This window comes from Acinetobacter sp. V89_7, from assembly GCF_029967895.1.
In the GTDB taxonomy this organism is placed as follows: Bacteria; Pseudomonadota; Gammaproteobacteria; order Pseudomonadales; family Moraxellaceae; genus Acinetobacter; species Acinetobacter soli.
This window is the reverse complement of the sequence record NZ_JASCAJ010000028.1, coordinates 38215-55472: the sequence shown is the minus strand read 5'-3', so window position 1 is coordinate 55472 and position 17258 is coordinate 38215. Positions and strand designations below refer to the sequence as shown.

Annotated in this window: 13 protein-coding genes; 4 read left to right on the top strand and 9 right to left on the bottom strand. The window is 42.5% G+C overall.

Annotation, left to right across the window (positions count from 1 at the left end):
- Positions 1–74 precede the first annotated feature (74 nt).
- Both QLG00_RS09180 and QLG00_RS09175 read right to left on the bottom strand, forming a co-directional pair.
- Complete coding sequence (locus QLG00_RS09180; RefSeq protein WP_282470841.1) at positions 75–839, bottom strand: OmpW family outer membrane protein; 765 nt, start codon at positions 837–839, stop codon at positions 75–77.
- Between the two features lie 156 nt (positions 840–995).
- Positions 996–1376: a DUF962 domain-containing protein gene (locus QLG00_RS09175; RefSeq protein ID WP_212515451.1), complete on the bottom strand. Its 381-nt coding sequence runs from the start codon at positions 1374–1376 to the stop codon at positions 996–998.
- 230 nt (positions 1377–1606) lie between these two features.
- Between QLG00_RS09175 and QLG00_RS09170 the strand changes: the two genes are divergently transcribed.
- A complete protein-coding gene (locus QLG00_RS09170) occupies positions 1607–3076 on the top strand; it encodes a CYTH and CHAD domain-containing protein (RefSeq protein WP_151977333.1) in 1470 nt (489 codons plus the stop codon).
- Positions 3077–3097: 21 nt separating this feature from the next.
- Here the strand turns inward: QLG00_RS09170 and QLG00_RS09165 are convergent, their stop codons facing one another.
- On the bottom strand, positions 3098–3730 hold the full coding sequence (locus QLG00_RS09165) for a hypothetical protein (RefSeq protein WP_282470840.1): 633 nt from the start codon (positions 3728–3730) through the stop codon (positions 3098–3100).
- Between the two features lie 104 nt (positions 3731–3834).
- On the opposite strand from QLG00_RS09165, the gene QLG00_RS09160 reads away from it, so the two are divergent.
- The gene (locus QLG00_RS09160; protein WP_076033579.1) at positions 3835–4218 is read left to right on the top strand and encodes a DUF3144 domain-containing protein; all 384 of its coding nucleotides are present in this window, start codon (positions 3835–3837) and stop codon (positions 4216–4218) included.
- 38 nt (positions 4219–4256) lie between these two features.
- On the opposite strand, the gene QLG00_RS09155 is transcribed toward QLG00_RS09160, so the two are convergent.
- The 4 genes from QLG00_RS09155 to QLG00_RS09140 form a co-directional block, all read right to left on the bottom strand.
- Entirely contained in the window at positions 4257–7034 is a 2778-nt protein-coding gene (locus QLG00_RS09155; protein WP_282470839.1) for a pitrilysin family protein, read from the bottom strand.
- A gap of 107 nt (positions 7035–7141) precedes the next feature.
- The gene (locus tag QLG00_RS09150; protein WP_004936385.1) at positions 7142–8371 is read right to left on the bottom strand and encodes a voltage-gated chloride channel family protein; all 1230 of its coding nucleotides are present in this window, start codon (positions 8369–8371) and stop codon (positions 7142–7144) included.
- Between the two features lie 132 nt (positions 8372–8503).
- Positions 8504–9346: a PhzF family phenazine biosynthesis protein gene (locus tag QLG00_RS09145; RefSeq protein ID WP_282470838.1), complete on the bottom strand. Its 843-nt coding sequence runs from the start codon at positions 9344–9346 to the stop codon at positions 8504–8506.
- Between the two features lie 127 nt (positions 9347–9473).
- Entirely contained in the window at positions 9474–10862 is a 1389-nt protein-coding gene (locus QLG00_RS09140) for an L-cystine transporter (protein WP_004936381.1), read from the bottom strand.
- Between the two features lie 715 nt (positions 10863–11577).
- On the opposite strand from QLG00_RS09140, the gene QLG00_RS09135 reads away from it, so the two are divergent.
- Positions 11578–12372: an rRNA large subunit pseudouridine synthase E gene (locus QLG00_RS09135; protein ID WP_004936377.1), complete on the top strand. Its 795-nt coding sequence runs from the start codon at positions 11578–11580 to the stop codon at positions 12370–12372.
- A 113-nt stretch (positions 12373–12485) separates the two neighbouring features.
- Positions 12486–12884 (top strand): hydroxyisourate hydrolase, encoded by a 399-nt coding sequence (gene uraH, locus QLG00_RS09130; RefSeq protein ID WP_004936374.1) that lies wholly within the window; start codon positions 12486–12488, stop codon positions 12882–12884.
- 83 nt (positions 12885–12967) lie between these two features.
- Here the strand turns inward: uraH and QLG00_RS09125 are convergent, their stop codons facing one another.
- A complete protein-coding gene (locus tag QLG00_RS09125; protein ID WP_004946371.1) occupies positions 12968–15202 on the bottom strand; it encodes an NADP-dependent isocitrate dehydrogenase in 2235 nt (744 codons plus the stop codon).
- A gap of 341 nt (positions 15203–15543) precedes the next feature.
- Entirely contained in the window at positions 15544–17256 is a 1713-nt protein-coding gene (locus QLG00_RS09120; RefSeq protein ID WP_282470837.1) for a M61 family peptidase, read from the bottom strand.
- Positions 17257–17258: the final 2 nt, after the last annotated feature.

Sequence of the window (17258 nt, the reverse complement as noted above, 5' to 3'; positions counted from 1 at the left end):
TGATTTTTTTTATACGTGTATTTTCGTAATAAAAAACCCCGAATGATTCGGGGTTTTTTTAAAGCCGTGATGACTTAGAAGCGGTAACCTAGACCAAGATAAGTCACAATCGGGTTAATTTCGATTTTGCTTGAACCTTGAACCAAAGTTGCGTTCGATGCATTGTTGACGACATCGAGATTTGCATGCGTGCTGAGGTGTACATAGCTGACAGAAGCCGTTGCAAACCAGTTCGGCGTAATATTGTAATCTGCGCCAACGAAAGCGACTGGTGCGACTGTGTCGTCAATATCTACATTACGAATACTTGAAGCAGCTGTTGCTGACAATCGTGAACTAACTTCAGGGTTGAGTTTAAAATCACGGAAGCTGGCATACATAAAGCCCGCACCGACATATGGACGGAACTTATTGTTGATATTGCCAAATGTATATTTGCCTGTCAGTACTGGGCTATAAACTTTTACATCACCAACTTTGCTAAAGCTATCAAGGTTTAATGCACCACCTAGCAATTGTCCTTTACCTTGAATATCCACTTTAGGCGGCACACCCAAGATCAAACCAACGGTTACGTTGTCATTTACCAAATAATCAAGCTTAAATTCTGCTGTATCTGCGTTATCTAGTTCAAAGCCCGCAGCTGAGTTAAAGTTGTTATACACAGAAGAATTAGTAACTTGTGAGCTCGAATTTACACCCTGCTTAGTGCCTTGTGGCATAATGTGCGCCCAACCTGCCGAAACAGCATATGATTTACCATCTGAGGTTGCTGCGTGTGCGCCAAAACTTGTAACAATCAATGCAAGTGGTAAAAGTGCTGTTGTTAATTTTTTCATCAAAAAATGTCCTATTTTATTGAATCTAAAGGCCAAGGCATCCCAGCCCTACAGATAATCTTGATATTAGAAGAAATACATGAAAGATCAACTAGAAAACTCAAAATTTCGTAACTGCGTAGTCGTTTAATTCATCAAAAAATCTGTACAACACTTTTAACTGGGAATTTTGTCATGATCACGGTGTTTTAAGCTCAATTGCCCTCTGAGTACATCGGCAAACATTTTCCAGTCTGAAATAAAGCTATACAGTGGCTGTTTAAAGCTCGCTGGTTTATTCTTTTCAAATACAAAATGCCCGACCCATGCGCAGGCATAGCCTGAGAGCAAACCATAAAGTGCATAGCGCGGCTTGCGCTGACGAATCGCTTTAGCAAAGAAATACAATCCGATTGAACTCCCTGCCACATGCAGGCGTCGGCTAACCATATGACGGTGCTCGGTGAGATAAAAACGATAAAATTCGGAATAATTACGAATGGGAAAGTTGGGTTGCTGAGTCGTAGCTGGCGTGTGCATCTTCACTGGCGCATTCATGAGTAGTGTCCTGAGTTTTTTTATTCAAGATACGCCTTTTCAAAACAAAAATGTAGAAAATCGGATGAAATTTATGCTGTTTTACGCCAACAGTGTAGTGCTAAGCGTGGCAGATCTAAGGTGAAAAGATACGAGCGAATTCAATACAAACATCAAGCGTAGATGGCCACGTTAATGCTATGCTTCATTTAAAGACATGATGAGAATGAACAAGGCGTTGGAGGTGTATCATGATTGAAGTCGAGTTAAAATTTCAGCTTCCAGAAAATAAGAAAAAAAGTGTTTTACAAGCCTTAAAGGCCAAGACCGCAGAGAAAATTCGGCTACAAGCGAAATACTACGATACTCCCGATCGTTTATTGGCACAGCAGCATGTAGCTTTAAGATTGCGATTGGAAGGTCAGGAATGGGTACAAACCTTTAAAGCATCAGGTAAAACACATCTTGAACGCATTGAATGTGAAGTCAAAATAGGCAAGTCGAATGCTGAGCCAGAAATTGACCTAAGTTTGTTTCAAGCCTATCCAGAGGTGATGCAACGACTTCAAGCTGTACTGGGCGATCAGGCGAAAACGCTTTGCATGCAATTTAAAACAGATGTTCAGCGCACCTACCGCGTGGTTGAGGTTGATGGTACGCATATTGAAATTTGTCTGGATGATGGCGAAGTTTCGACACCAGAGCGAGCTGAAAAAATCTGTGAAGTCGAATTTGAACTTAAATCTGGCTCTGCCGAAACGTTGATCTTGTTTACACAAGAGTGGGTGAAAAAATATAAACTTTGGCTCGATGTGAGAAGCAAAGCTGAACGCGGCAATCTGCTCGCGACCAATCAGAAAACCTCGCCAGCCACCAAAGCGAAGGCACTGGTTTTAGATAAAAAAATGTCAAACGATATGGCACTGCGCCAAATGATTGGCAATGCACTGGCACAATTGCTCCCCAATGCTGCATTTATTGCTGAAGGTATCGCAGCACCTGAACACATTCATCAAGCACGAGTCGCCATTCGTCGAATGCGAAGCGCGTTAAAAACATTTGGTCGCTGGTCGAGCGATGTAGATACCAGTTGGGAAGCTGCTCTTGGCGATCTTCAGCGCGAACTGGGTGTATCACGTGATCAAGATGTCCTTCGCGATGAGATTTTGCCAAAACTGGTTGAATCGGGTGCACCCTTTAAGAGCCTTCCGAAAGAAAAATACGGTCAGCTCAAGGCGTATCAAACATTTGAAAAACCTGAACATGTGTGTTTATTGCTACAATTGCTGGCGTTTAGTATTCATAATGGCAAATCAAGCAAGAAGAAAAATCTGAAAAAGCAAGCATCAGATACACTTGATCGCTTACTCAAGAAAATTATTCAAGATGCCTCAAAGTTTGCTTCATTGAAAACCGAACAACGCCACCGCCTACGCAAGCGAGCCAAACGATTACGTTACAGCATTGAATTTGTTTCAGGTCTTTATAAGAGCAAAAGAGTTAGCCAGTACTTGAGTCAGCTGCAAAGCATTCAGGAAATTCTGGGGGATTATAATGATATGCATATGACTGAAACTTACTTTGAAGCGCTGACTACTGACGACCCCACCTACTGGTTTGCTGTAGGCTGGAGCCGCGGACAACAATCTCAACTGATTAAAGACGCAAGTGAACAACTCGAGCGCTTTCGTCAGCAACCATCTTTCTGGAAGACCAAATAGAGCCAGATTGTTGAGCAAAACCTAACGATACTTTCCAAAAATTTTCCAGACACCATTGTCCGCAATGGGGTCTGAATAACTGTCATTGCGCTGTTTACGCGGCTTGTCTCTTGCATCGATCAGTTTAAAGTGCGGCTCTACACCGAGTACAATGCCATTCATATAAAATCGGGTTCGGGTATAGTCGCTTTGCCCGTGCTGAAACACATAGGTTCTGAGATCGATAAATTCTCGATGTGCCACCAATGCCGCAGTATCATCACTATTGATCCACTCCTGCATCGCCAGTACCTGATCCAGTTCAAAATGACCGCACTTTTGTTGCAAACTCGCTACACCACGAAAAGTTTTTGATTCTTTGGCACGGGTTTTATTGATCCGGATGCGATCTACATGAAAATAAAATAGCGGCAAATTCAAATGACTCGGTAAATGAATCGCATCGATTGTTTCATCTTCCATAAACGGCTGAAATAAACTTTGTGCACGCTCAATAAGTTCTTTCCAGTGCTGGTAATAACGCTCAACATCGGCTTGTAAGCCATAATAAATGGGTAAGCCGTCTACCATCTCAAGCGACTGAGGTGGCCAGATATGCTGACGTAACAGATGAATATCCTGTTTGAGATTTTGAACCGCTATGGCATCTTGCATTAATCATCTCGTGCTCTGCTTAGGCTATTTAAGACTATGACAAAGGTTTAGTTTCTGCAAGGGTTTCACGTATAATGTTTGCCTCATTTGTGTTGGAAAAAACCATGTCTCAAAAGATTAATGCCGCTGATATCACCGAAGAAGAGGCTTTAAATGCCGTATTTTTTGAGCGTGCGGATGAGTTCATTAAACTTGCCAATGAGTTCTGCCGCCCTAAAAAAGGTGAAAAGCCAGACCCTGCTGAGCTACGTGGCCAAGTCAGTGCCGCAATGTTATTTGCGACTGCGCGTTTTAATACTTGGGTTGCCGCAAATAACTTTAAAGATGGCGAAGAAATGCGTGAGGCCAAAGAGCAAATCATGACGTATCTGATGCAACAATTCCAAATGATGCTTGAAGATAACTTTGACGAATATTGTGAGCAGTTCGAAAATTACTTACGTTTTAGAAAAAATGAAGAGTTTCACGCACACAAACACAATCATTAAAAAAAGCCCCAGATGGGGCTTTTTTAATACCGTTTAAATTAAGAGCGTTTAACTGACTGTGCTTGACCGTACTGGTCGGCCATCACTTCAACCAAATGATCGAGCTGGATGTATTTTTTAATCACACGATCTACATCTGCTTTGGTGATAGTGGCATACTCTTGATCACGTTTCAGACGATCTTTTAAGGTCTTTTTATATTCCATTTGCCCATTGAGCATTCGGTGAATATTACGCTCATCCTCAAGTGAAGTGACGCGTTTTTTCATGATATTGGCTTTTGCTGCCGCAACTTCCTGATCTGTTACACCCTTTTGAATCATTTCTTGCAGCACTTCATGAATTAGCGATGAAAGCTGATCGGCCTTGCCCGCTGTGTAGTTTGCGCTAATGCTCAATACGCCATTGTTCAGGTCTGGATCGAGATCCACATCACTTCCAAAGCCATATACCAAGGCATTTTTTTCACGTAAAGCAACGGCCAAGCGCGATGAAATTTGTGAATCACCCAATATCTGCGCTAAAACCAGCATTGCAGGTGCATCGGGGTGCTCTGTACCCACAGGGAATGTTAACAGTGCTTGGTAGTTACCAAATTCACGTTGCTCAGAGAGAGCATGCACTTTTTGCGCTGGATAAGCCGTGTATTCAGACATCAGTTTTTTATAAGGCTCTTGATTATTCCAGTTTGCAAAATTCTGATTTAGCGTCTGTTTCATGCGCACTGGATCGAAATCTCCAGTGACTGAAATACGTGCGTGATTCATAGCAAAAAAGCGATCATAAAGTGCTTTTACTTGCGCTTGAGTGGCTTTTGAAATTTCTGTTTTAGCCAATTCAGGTTCGAAATGGTAGCGTAAATCTCCAGGTTTATAGGTTTCAACCAAGCGCGCCATAGTGAGCGCAGCAACCGTTTCAGGCTCGGTATAAGGACGATCTAGACTGGCCAAACTTTGCGATTTAATCAGATCAAATTGTGATTGTTCAAACGACGGCTTTTTCATCATTTCAATTATAAAATGAAAGAAATCATTAAATTGATCTTTATTGGCCTGAATATTAATCACCATACCATTATCCGACATGGCGGCTGACGCACTACCACCAGCCTCAATCGATTTGTCTGCTACTTGCTGCAAGTTGTATTGTTCAGAACCACGTAGCAATAAGTAAGACGTTAAATCAAGTATTGCACTTTTTCCAAAAAGAGATTGTTCTGTACCAAAATCGACCGACAATGTTGCGTAGGTTCGATCATCTCGGGTTTCAGTCGGAAACAGTGCGTACTGCATGCCGTTGCTGAGTTGACCCCGCACAATTTTCTTTTCGTTGCTTTCAATTTCTTGTTTTGAGCGCTGAGTAAACTGCTGAATTTCACGCTGATATTCTGAAATATCTTTGAGCGGTTCAGGTGCCTCAGTTTGCTGATCAAGCGTTTTTTTCACGCTTGAAGCGGCTTGCTGCGCCATGGCTTTTTTCTGGCTTTCAGGCGTAGGTTTGATGTCTCCCACCACACGATGTGAGGCTGTAAAAAACTCACGATATATCTGATTGACCGTGGTGGTATCCAGTTTTTTTACATCATCGACATCTTGGTAGTAGCGCCCCCAATCACCTCGCGTAGAAGCAATGTAGTCACTTAAACGCGACCCAAGTGCAATCGGATCTTTTTGAATCAGATCGATCTGGGTCTGCATCAGTTGCTTGACACGCTTGAGCTCAATATCATCAAATGGCTTAAACTGCTCCACTTGCTTGGCCAATGCCGACTCAACGGTCGTGGCATTTTGCGAAGGTGAATACACAGCACCCAAAAAGACCAAATTAAAATTTTGATCAAGCCATGTTGCAGCTTCCACATTGGTTGCGGTGCCCGTTTCGACAATACTTTTATAAAGACTGCCACTTGGCTGCATAGTATACAAAAATGGTGCAAGGGCTAATGCAGGTTGTAATTTAGGCTCACTCTTGTTGCTATAAATATTATATTTAGCCAGATCACTGCCCTTCTCGACTAAAAATTGTCGCGGCTGGATTTTCGCTGGATCTAATGCTGGTACCTGAACAGGTGCGGGTACAGCCCGAGACGGTATTTGAGCAAAGTTTTTGTCGATGGTCTGAAGAATTGAAGATTTGTCAAACTTTCCCGAAATAACCATGACAGCATTATTCGGTGCATACCATGTACGATAGAACTGCTCAAGTTCCTGCATATTGATGGATTTTAATTCAGGTAAATCTCCAATCGGCAAACGGCCCAGATACCGATTGCCGTAAAATGCCTTAAACATCTGATCAATCAACACTGCAAAAGGTTGATCTAAACGCACTTCACGTTCGCGCTTTACAATTTCGATCTCGGAGGGAACATACTTGTCTTGCAGCACCAGTTTGTTCATACGCTGCGATTCCAAGTACAACACCTGATCCAGCGCCTGCTGATCTGCACGTACAATATTGGTGTAACGTGTAGTGTAATACTCCGTACTCGCATTGGTGGAGAGCGTATACTGATCCAGACGGCGCTGAAAGGCTTCACCTTGAACATCTTGGGTGCCTTTAAATGCCAAATGCTCTAGCAGATGTGCCATCCCCCCTTTACCTTTAGGATCATTCAACGAACCCGTTAAGTAAATGGTGTTGATAAATACTTTATTTGCTTTTTCGTTAGGTGCCAAAACAACACGTAAGCCGTTATCAAGTTTATATTCTTCAATATTGTGTTGTGACTTCACTAAAACAGCTTGAGACCAACTGAGGGTACTAAAACCCAGTAAAACAAAAGAAAAACTAAGCTGTTTAAAGCGCGTTAACATAATTGTTCCAAAAATATCGTAATAAGAATCATTAAAAATCGACTCTATACTAAAAAATGTCCCGCGCTATTCATAGTGATTTTTTGAAACAAAAGCCAGTGTATGGTTTAGTCATCGTGGAGCTTTAAATTAAGATGACGATACAAACCACAATTGCCTGAAAACAAATAGGCCAATAAGCAGGTAATCACGGCGTACTCGGCAATCGCAACACCAAAAAGTTCAATGGCTAAGATAATAGAAGTCAAGGGTGCTTTACTCGCCCCTGCAAATAAACTCACTAGCCCCAGCCCCGCCAAGAGCGAGATAGGTAGCGGTAAAAACTGCCCTAAAGCATTGCCCAATGTTGTGCCCACAAAAAACAACGGCGTGATTTCGCCACCTTTAAAACCAGAGCCCAAGGTGGTCGCGGTGAAAATCAGCTTGCCAATAAAATCGGTGACAGGCAACTCATGATAAAACGAAGCAATCATGCTATGCACGCCTAAACCGTTAAAGGTTTGCTGACCGACCATGAGCGTCATCAACATGATAAGAATTCCCCCCACCATGGGTCGAAATGGCATGAAGGTAATATGACGATTCAAACGCTGACTGACAAAATGAATCGAAGCAATAAAGATACGTGCAATGATGCCAAAAACTACACCTGCAACAATCAGGCTAATGATCACTTCGCTGGTGAGTTTTGGAAAACTCGCCACCACATAATACTGATGCGGGTGCACAATATGAAAAAACTCGGGCACCTGCGATGCAATCACTGCCGAAACAAAACACGGAAAAACTGCCGAATATCGCAGTTTTCCAAGCGAGGTAATTTCAAGCCCATAAATGGCACCTGCCAAAGGCAAGCCGAAAATTGCGGCAAAGCCAGAGCCAATACTGGCAATCAGAAAGATCTTGCGATTGTCATGTGGTACTTTAAATACTTGGGTAAGATGATCGGTTAATGCACCGGAAAGCTGAACGGCTGGTGCCTCACGCCCCGCCGATCCACCGAAAATCTGGGTGAGGATGGCACTGACAAATATCAGTGGACTCATGCGCTTTGGAATAAAGGCTTTAGGCTGATGAATTTCATCGATGAGCAAGTGTGTGCCCTTTTCGATGGGCGTACCATAGTAATAAAACAGATAGCCCAACATCAGGCCAATAAAGGGTAAAAAATAAATCAACCACGGATAAACACCGCGAACTTTATTGGCCAGATCAAAACACGCAAAAATCAGACTCGACGAAACCCCAGAGATGACCCCGATCAGGATCGAAACCACAATCCAATACCCGGTATATTGAATAATTTCACGATATTCCGACGATGGAAAAATTTTCATATCTCTCAGTGTGCAAGCCGATTTAAATACGCATAGTGAATGCTCAGGTTCTGGACAAAAGTGTAACATCTTTTGTAGCTTTCACGCTTAATCTGAACTTAAATGCAGGCGAAAACTTGTAAAGTGAAACGCTTAAGTGTGCTGAGCATCGTCGAGTGTAATGTCACTTTGCATGTACAGCACTGCGTATCCAGAAATTTCAATGCGCTGGTCATCTAAAATTCGGCAATACAATGTTCCACCACGTGTCGATGCCTGATAAGCAACCAATTCCTGTTTCCCCAGACGCTCGGCCCAAAGTGGCGCTACGGCGGTGTGAATCGAACCGGTGACCGGATCTTCATCTATTCCAATAGCTGGAGCAAAGTAGCGTGATACACAATCGTATTGCTGTGTATCTGGTGCAGTGATGAGTAAATCCAGTGTGGCATGAGACGCCGTAATGGCCGTTCTGGTTTTCCCAAGCGTTTTTAACTTTGAAAAATCTGGCACTTCATCGAGTACATCTTGCACGCTTTCATATTCCACAATATAAGCCTGTGCATTTTGATACACAGCCTTAAAAGGCTTTTGAAGCGCTTCATCTAAGATAGCCGGGTAATCGTCAAGTTTCTGCGCTGGTCGAACAGGAAAATTCATTTGAATCTTGCCATCTTGTGCTTGCGATACGATAAAAATGCCTAAATCTTTTACATGAAACTGGAGCGTTTTGGCTGTGGTGTAATCTTTAAATAATACAAAAGCACTGGCCAGCGTGGCATGCCCACAAAATGCAACTTCGCTGATTGGAGAAAACCAACGAATTTCAAAATTCTGATGATCCAAAACTTTTACAAAAGCAGTTTCAGACAAATTGTTTTCAAGTGCGATAGATTGCATGAGGCTGTCTGAAAGCCAGTCTTCTCGAATAATGACCGCAGCAGGATTTCCTTTAAAAAGATGCTGTGTAAATGCATCGACTTGGTACATTTTCATGAATATCGTCTCTTGTTCGTTTTAGTCTATTTTCGCAATTAGGAAGAAAAATAACAGATACAGTATTTTTAAAAAAACCAGCACAGAAAAAAGCTCTAGAACAATCTAGAGCTTTTTTGAATTGAATTTAAGACTGATCGAGCATGACATCGTCACGATCAAATACATCTTTATCGGTCTGTTTTAAAATCTGACTGGTCACCATGCCGGCTGTCATTGAACCATTTACATTTAAGGCAGTACGCCCCATATCGATCAGCGGTTCAATCGAAACCAGCAGTGCCACCAGTGTTACAGGCAAGCCCATCGCTGGTAGCACAATTAAGGCAGCAAACGTTGCACCACCACCCACACCCGCCACTCCAATTGAACTGAGCGTGACTATACCCACCAAGGTTGCAATCCAAACCGGATCGAGCGTGTTAATGCCAACCGTTGGCGCCACCATCACTGCCAACATGGCTGGATACAAACCGGCACAACCATTTTGACCAATTGTGGCACCAAAAGAAGCAGAAAAACTCGCAATTGACTCTGGAACCCCCAAACGACGTGTCTGGGCTTCGATATTGAGCGGAATACTTGCAGCACTGGAACGGCTGGTAAAGGCAAAGGTTAAAACAGGTGCAACTTTCTTAAAGAATTTTGCTGGGGAAACACCCACAAACAATAACAAGATGGCATGCACCACAAACATGATGCCCAGCCCAAGATAAGAAGCAATTAAGAAACTACCTAAATTGAGGATATCCGCAATGTTCGAACTGGCAACGACTTTGGTGATTAAGGCAAATACACCATAAGGTGTTAGCATCATGACCAAACGTACCAGTTTCATCACCCATGATTGTAAGATCTGAATTGCATGCAAAACACGTTCGCCTTTGGCTTGGTCATCGCGAATTAAATGAATAGCCGCAATACCCAAGAAGACTGCAAAAATTACCACACTAATAATTGAGGTCGGATTTGCACCTGTCAGCTCTGCAAATGGATTACTCGGAATAAAAGACAGTACCATTTGTGGCACAGTCAAATCGGTCAGTTTGCCCACATAATCGGTTTGAATTGCACTTAAGCGAGCCGTTTCGGCTGCACCCTGAACCAATCCTTGCGCAGACAAGCCAAATAAATTGGTGACCCCAACACCCACCAGTGCTGCAATCAATGTTGTAAACAGCAAGGTTCCAATACTATAAAAACTAATCTTGCCCAGTGCAGATGCTTCATGCAACTTGGTGACTGCACCTAAAATTGAAACAAATACCAGCGGCATTACCACCATTTGCAGCAATTTTACATAACCATTGCCCACAATATTGAACCAGCTAATCGAATCTTTAAGAATGACATTTCCACCGCCATAGATCAGATGCAAACCCAGACCGAATACGACACCCAGCAGCAAACCTGCCAGTACTTTTTTTGCCAAACTCCAGTTGGTTTTTCTGGTTTGTGCAAGCAGCAGCAAAGCGGCGATAAAAACAAGAATATTGACGATTAGAGGCCAATTCATTCCTCTACTCCTAATTTAATTTAAAACGTTTAACTTCAACTATTTGACCATAGCGTGAATCTACCACGCCAGTTTTTTTATTCAATCAAAGCCGCATAGTATGGAGAATATTTTCAATTATCTGATATAAATTATTATGTTATCTATATAATTTTTATTTAGATATTTAAACTCCACCCTGTTTAATTCTTCATCGAGATTATATTACGGATTGATCTTAAGACTTATACTATGTGGTTTTTTTACCCAATTCCATCTGTAAATCTTTAATGTTATGGCATCGATGTGGTTGCTAGATAGCAATTGCGTCAGGCACACGCTATAATCTTGGTCATGAAGCAAAACACCTACGCGCCAAGGATTGATCGCCTTATCATCCATGTATTGGTTTTGAGCTCACTACATCGGTTGGTTACCCTATGTCAGTTGATTCATCTAATACCCCGCAAAGGTTGAAGCCAGCGAACGGTCTCGATTAATATTTAAGCAAATCTAGGGTTATACGCAAATCATCAGTCGCGTATGCTCAACTCGATTTGTATTCTCCTCTGCCACAGGTCATACAAAAAGATCGACATGGGGCTGAGTTATTTAGATCACTCCCTTAAACGATGTCATGAAGCCATGGGCTGAGTGCTTAAATCATCCGCATCGAGCGATCAAGTTTAAGTCTCCCTCACCTTTTTCACATCAAAAGATTTAAGCAGTAAATTTTATGAAAATAGTTGTATTTAACAAACCATATGATGTGTTGTCGCAGTTTCGAGAAGACAGTAAGCATCCGACCGTATCAAGTTTTATCAATGATCCAGATTTACGAATTGCAGGACGTCTAGACCTCGATTCCGAAGGTCTGATGTTTTTGACCGATCATGGTGGTTTAAACCAATACATTACTCATCCAAACAATAAAAAGTACAAAACTTATTTGGTTCAGGTAGATGGTGATATTACCGAAGAAGCACTCGAACAGCTGCGCAAGGGTGTTGAACTGGCTGATGGCATGACCCTTCCGGCGAAAGCCATTAAAGTCTCTGAGCCTGAATGGCTCTGGGAACGTCACCCGCCAGTGCGTTATCGTGCCAGTATTCCGACCTCTTGGGTAGAAATCCAGATTTGTGAAGGCCGCAACCGACAGGTTCGTCGCATGACCTCAACAGTAGGCTTCCCGACTTTACGCCTCATTCGAACCAAAATTGGCTCAATTGATCTTGAGCGCTTGGGGCTACAACCGGGTGAGCAAAAGGAAATTGAACCGTTACTTTATCCAGACTTTAAAGATGTCCCTGAAGACAAGCCATTTCGCTCGCGTTCTTATGTGAAAAAGCCGGGTGGCACAGGAGGCAAGCCGCTGCATCAAAAAAATAAAGACGGCGACAAAAAAGATCCAGCGAAAAAGAAATCAGGTACCACTCGTATTTGGCAAATGGACGAAAGTGAAAAGCCACGTCGTAAGACCAACGGCACCACAAGACCCAACACCAAGAGTCGTGGCCGCCGAGCGCGTTAATCTGCTAAAAAAACAGGATGCTTCGGCATCCTTTTTTTATGATGTTACATTTTTTACTACACGAATTTATGCCGAATCGATACCATAACCATTTGAATATTGAGATCAATCAGATGATAAAAAAGCTGCTTCCTCTCATTGGACTTGGTTTTTCGGGATTTGTTTTTGCACAAAACCCATTAAGTGTGCATGTATTAAATTTAGATACCGGTCTACCATCGGCACACGTGAATGTAGTGCTAGAAGCACAGCAAAATGACAAATGGGTCGAAATCAACTCAGGCTCGACCGACGATAACGGTCGGATCGAGGCACTTTATCCGGAAAATAAAACTCTCGATAAAGGCGTATATCGGGTCACCTTCAAAACAGGTGAATGGTTTCGCCAAAAAAATCAGCGTAGCTTTTTTCCAGAGGTGCCCGTGGTCTTTGTCATCGATGGTTCGTTGCCGCATTATCACATTCCACTGTTAATCAGCCCTTACGGTTACTCGACGTATCGGGGTAACTGAGTACAAGAAAAGCAATCTTTTCAAAATTTGAACAGATAAAAAAACCGATGCCTAGGCATCGGTTTTTTTAGTTTTTAAGTGTTTTAAGCCACTGTTGAAAGCGCAGAATTAAAGGTCTCGCTTGGACGCATTAATGCATTCACTTTAGCTGGATCAATCGCGTAATAGCCACCAATATCCACTGACTTGCCTTGTACTTCTGAAAGCTCAGCCACGATTTTGTCTTCGTTTTCACTTAATAGTTTTGCAAGTGGTTCGAACTTGGCTTTGAGTTCAGCATCTTCGTCTTGTGCAGCAAGTGCTTGTGCCCAGTATAAAGATAAGTAGAAATGACTACCACGGTTATCAATTTCACCTGTACGGCGCGATGGAGACTTGCCGTTATCGAGTAATTTACCCGTTGCTTGGTCAAGTGTCTTGGCAAGAAGTTTAGCGCGCGCATTGTCTTCTTTAATGCCCAACTCTTCGAGTGAAACTGCCAACGCCAAGAACTCACCCAGTGAATCCCAACGCAAGTGGTTTTCTTCTACCAACTGCTGTACGTGTTTCGGTGCAGAACCACCCGCACCTGTTTCGTACATGCCACCACCGGCCATTAACGGCACAATTGAAAGCATTTTTGCAGAAGTACCCAATTCCATAATCGGGAACAAATCGGTGAGATAGTCACGCAAGATGTTACCAGTGACCGAAATAGTATCTAAACCGCGAACAACGCGCTCAAGCGTATAACGCATTGCACGCACTTGCGACATGATTTGGATATCCAAACCTTCTGTGTCGTGTTCTTTCAAATACTTTTGAACTTTTTTGATCAGCTCATTTTCGTGTGGACGGTACGGGTCGAGCCAGAAAATCGCAGGCATGCCTGAGTTGCGTGCACGTGTAACAGCAAGTTTTACCCAGTCACGAATCGGTTCATCTTTTACCTGACACATACGCCAGATATCGCCTTCTTCAACGTTTTGCGTCAACAATACTTCACCCGTTTCAAGATCGGTAATGTTGGCAATACCCGCTTCAGGGATTTCAAAAGTTTTGTCGTGCGAACCGTATTCTTCAGCTTTTTGAGCCATCAAACCAACGTTAGGAACTGTTCCCATGGTTTTCGGATCAAAATTACCGTGCCATTTACAGAAATTAATCATTTCTTGGTAAATACGCGCAAATGTTGATTCAGGCATAACGGCTTTTGCATCGTATTGCTTGCCATCGGCACCCCACATTTTACCGCCTGCACGAATCATGGCTGGCATAGATGCATCGACAATGATGTCGTTTGGAGAATGGAAGTTGGTGATGCCTTTTGCAGAATCCACCATTGCCAATGCTGGACGGTGTTCTTGACATGCATGAAGATCTTCAATGATTTCTTCACGTAGCGATGTTGGCAATGTTTCGATTTTTTCGTAAAGACCTGCCATGCCGTTATTGACATTAATGCCAAGCTCATCGAACAGCTTGCCATGTTTTTCAAAAGCGTCTTTGTAGTAAATTTTCACACAGTGACCAAACACGATTGGGTGAGACACCTTCATCATGGTTGCTTTTACGTGTAAAGAGAACAAGATGCCTGCTTCGCGGCAATCATCGAGCTGCTTTTCATAGAAATCGCACAGCGCTTTTTTGCTCATAAACATTGAGTCGATGATTTCACCGTCTTTCAACGCTACTTTTGGTTTGAGTACAATCGTTTCGCCACGATTGGTGATCAACTCCATTTTAACGTTGCGCGCACGGTCAAGTGTCATTGATTTTTCGCCATGGTAGAAGTCACCTTCTTCCATATGCGAAACATGAGTTTGCGACCATTGCTTCCACTCACTCATTGAGTGTGGATGTTTTTTCGCATAATTTTTTACAGCTGCAGGTGCACGGCGGTCTGAGTTACCTTCACGAAGTACAGGATTTACTGCTGAACCTAAACATTTGCCATAGCGTGCCTTGATTTCTTTTTCTTCTTCAGTTGTTGGATTCTCAGGATAGTTTGGAATCGCAAAACCTTTAGATTGAAGCTCTTTAATACATGCAGTGAGCTGTGCTACAGAGGCACTGATGTTTGGCAATTTGATGATATTGGTGTCTGGATCTTGAGTTAAACGACCCAACTCAGCCAAGTTGTTTGGAACTTTTTGCTCGTCACTTAAATAATCAGAGAATTCTGCAAGAACGCGAGAAGCTACAGAAATATCACTTTTTGCAATTTCTATGCCTGCAGGCTTAGTAAAAGTCTCAATGATCGGCAGCAGTGAGTAAGTCGCTAATAGCGGCGCCTCGTCGGTCAGTGTGTAAATGATTGTTGACTTTCCACCAGCCATATATATCTCCTGCTTTGGATTGAGTTTTTTTAGGAGCGATGATCAAGATTCACTCCCTGAAACCGATTAGCTTAAATAAAAACCCTGAGAGTATCCGCTGTCACGACTGTTCAGTCAACGTCATATCTAGTGATATCCACATTTCGAAAAAAAATAGTGTTCGACTATCAGATTTTGGATCGGTTTAATTGCACATATTGAGAAATTTAACTGTTTGAAACTCTTATTTTTCATATTTTTTACGGGCTGTTGTCATGATATGCATATGCTCGCAACAAAAAACACACCCAAATAAAAACCAGTGATTGTCACCAGTTTTTATTTGTTTATCTTTTATAAGCTTATGGCGCAGTGAATTTTAACCATTTATCCAGTTTATTTTGATCTTCAACAGTTAACTGAACTTCCTGTAGTTCAAGCGCATCGGCACTTATTGTAAAAGTCATAAGCTCATCTCGACGAAACGCATGTACAACATATTCACCCGATGCCTTGGCATAACGTGCCAATAGCTTTTCAGTCGCTTTTAAACCATCAATCGCAACAATCACATCTTGCGCAGAAAGGCCTGCTTTGGCTGCACTAGCACTACGGTTCACCTGTTGTACCAACACACCTTCTAGTTTGTCAGCCAACTTCATACCAAACGGTAATTGTTTGTCGCCCTGAATGCTGTAGTTCAGACCAAATTCAGGTAAAAGCTGATCGAGTGGCAATTCATCTGTGGTATTGATTAAATGATTAATCTGCTCAAGCCAGTTATCACCAGTTAACTGTTCACACAATTCAAAAATGGTCCGCTCATTCACCTGAACACCATTTTGTGTATTGGCATACATTTTTTGTAGCAGTGCATCGAGGTTCGATCCACGTAAGCGCAGGCCTAAATCGAGACAAAGTGCAACCAAGCAGCCCTTGTTGTAATAACTGGTACCGGCATTGTTGGAGTTTTCATCTGGACGATAAAACTTGATCCATGCATCAAAACTTGACTCTGCCACAGTCTGAACAAATCTTCCCGGATTTTGTAAATAGCGGTCGATCTGTGCTTTGAGTAATTTTAAATACGATGCCTGTGAAATGACGCCACTTCTGAGCAGGACCAAATCATCGTAATACGATGTAAAGCCTTCAAAAATCCAGAGCAACGACGTATAACCTTCCTGATGCAAATTATACTGGGCAAAAGTTTCTGGTCGGATAAATTTGACCAGCCACGAATGAAAATACTCATGACTGCACAAGCCCAAAAAGCGCTGGTAATCTTCAGACGGTTCTTCTGCTTCATTCGGCTGTGGCAAATCGGTACGCGGAATAATTAAACTGGTACTGTTACAGTGCTCAAGACCACCATAACTATTGCCAGTGGCCATAGCCATAAAGGTGTAATCTTTAAAAGGTGCCGAGCCAAAAATTGCAATTTCAGTCTGACAGATTTTCTCTAAATCTGATTTTAAGCGCTCGACATTGGTATTGTGTTGACCAGAAATCACCATTTCATGCTGAATTCCTGCTGCTTCAAATTCAAAGCGCGTCTGTTCAGCCAATTCAAACGGACTATCGATTAACTGATCATAATTTTCGGCTTTGAGTGTAAAGCGCCCTCTCACCAAGCTTTTTGCAGGTAAACCCGTAGCCAACTGAAAGTGTTTGAGCTCATCTGGAAGAAAAAGCTCAACTTCACATGGTTTTTCTTCTTGATTAGAAAGCCCCATACACACACAAGCTGGATTGACGTATAAACGGGTCTGATCAACATAGGCCCCACGCACCGACAGATCAAAAGCATAAACATCATATTCAACCGTAATAAGCTCGTGATCGTTGTTAAACAGTCTCCAGCGGTTTTTTTGCTCTTTTTTAATTTGTAAAATACGACCCGCTTCATCGTATGCACGAACCGACTCAACATGTTTGGCAAACTCACGAATCAGGTAACTGCCCGGAATCCAGGTTGGAAGCCATAACTCCTGATTGGGGTCTGCAAGAAAACGTAAGGTGACATGAACGAGATGCTGACGATAGTCGTCAAATTCGATTTGATAATGCAACATAG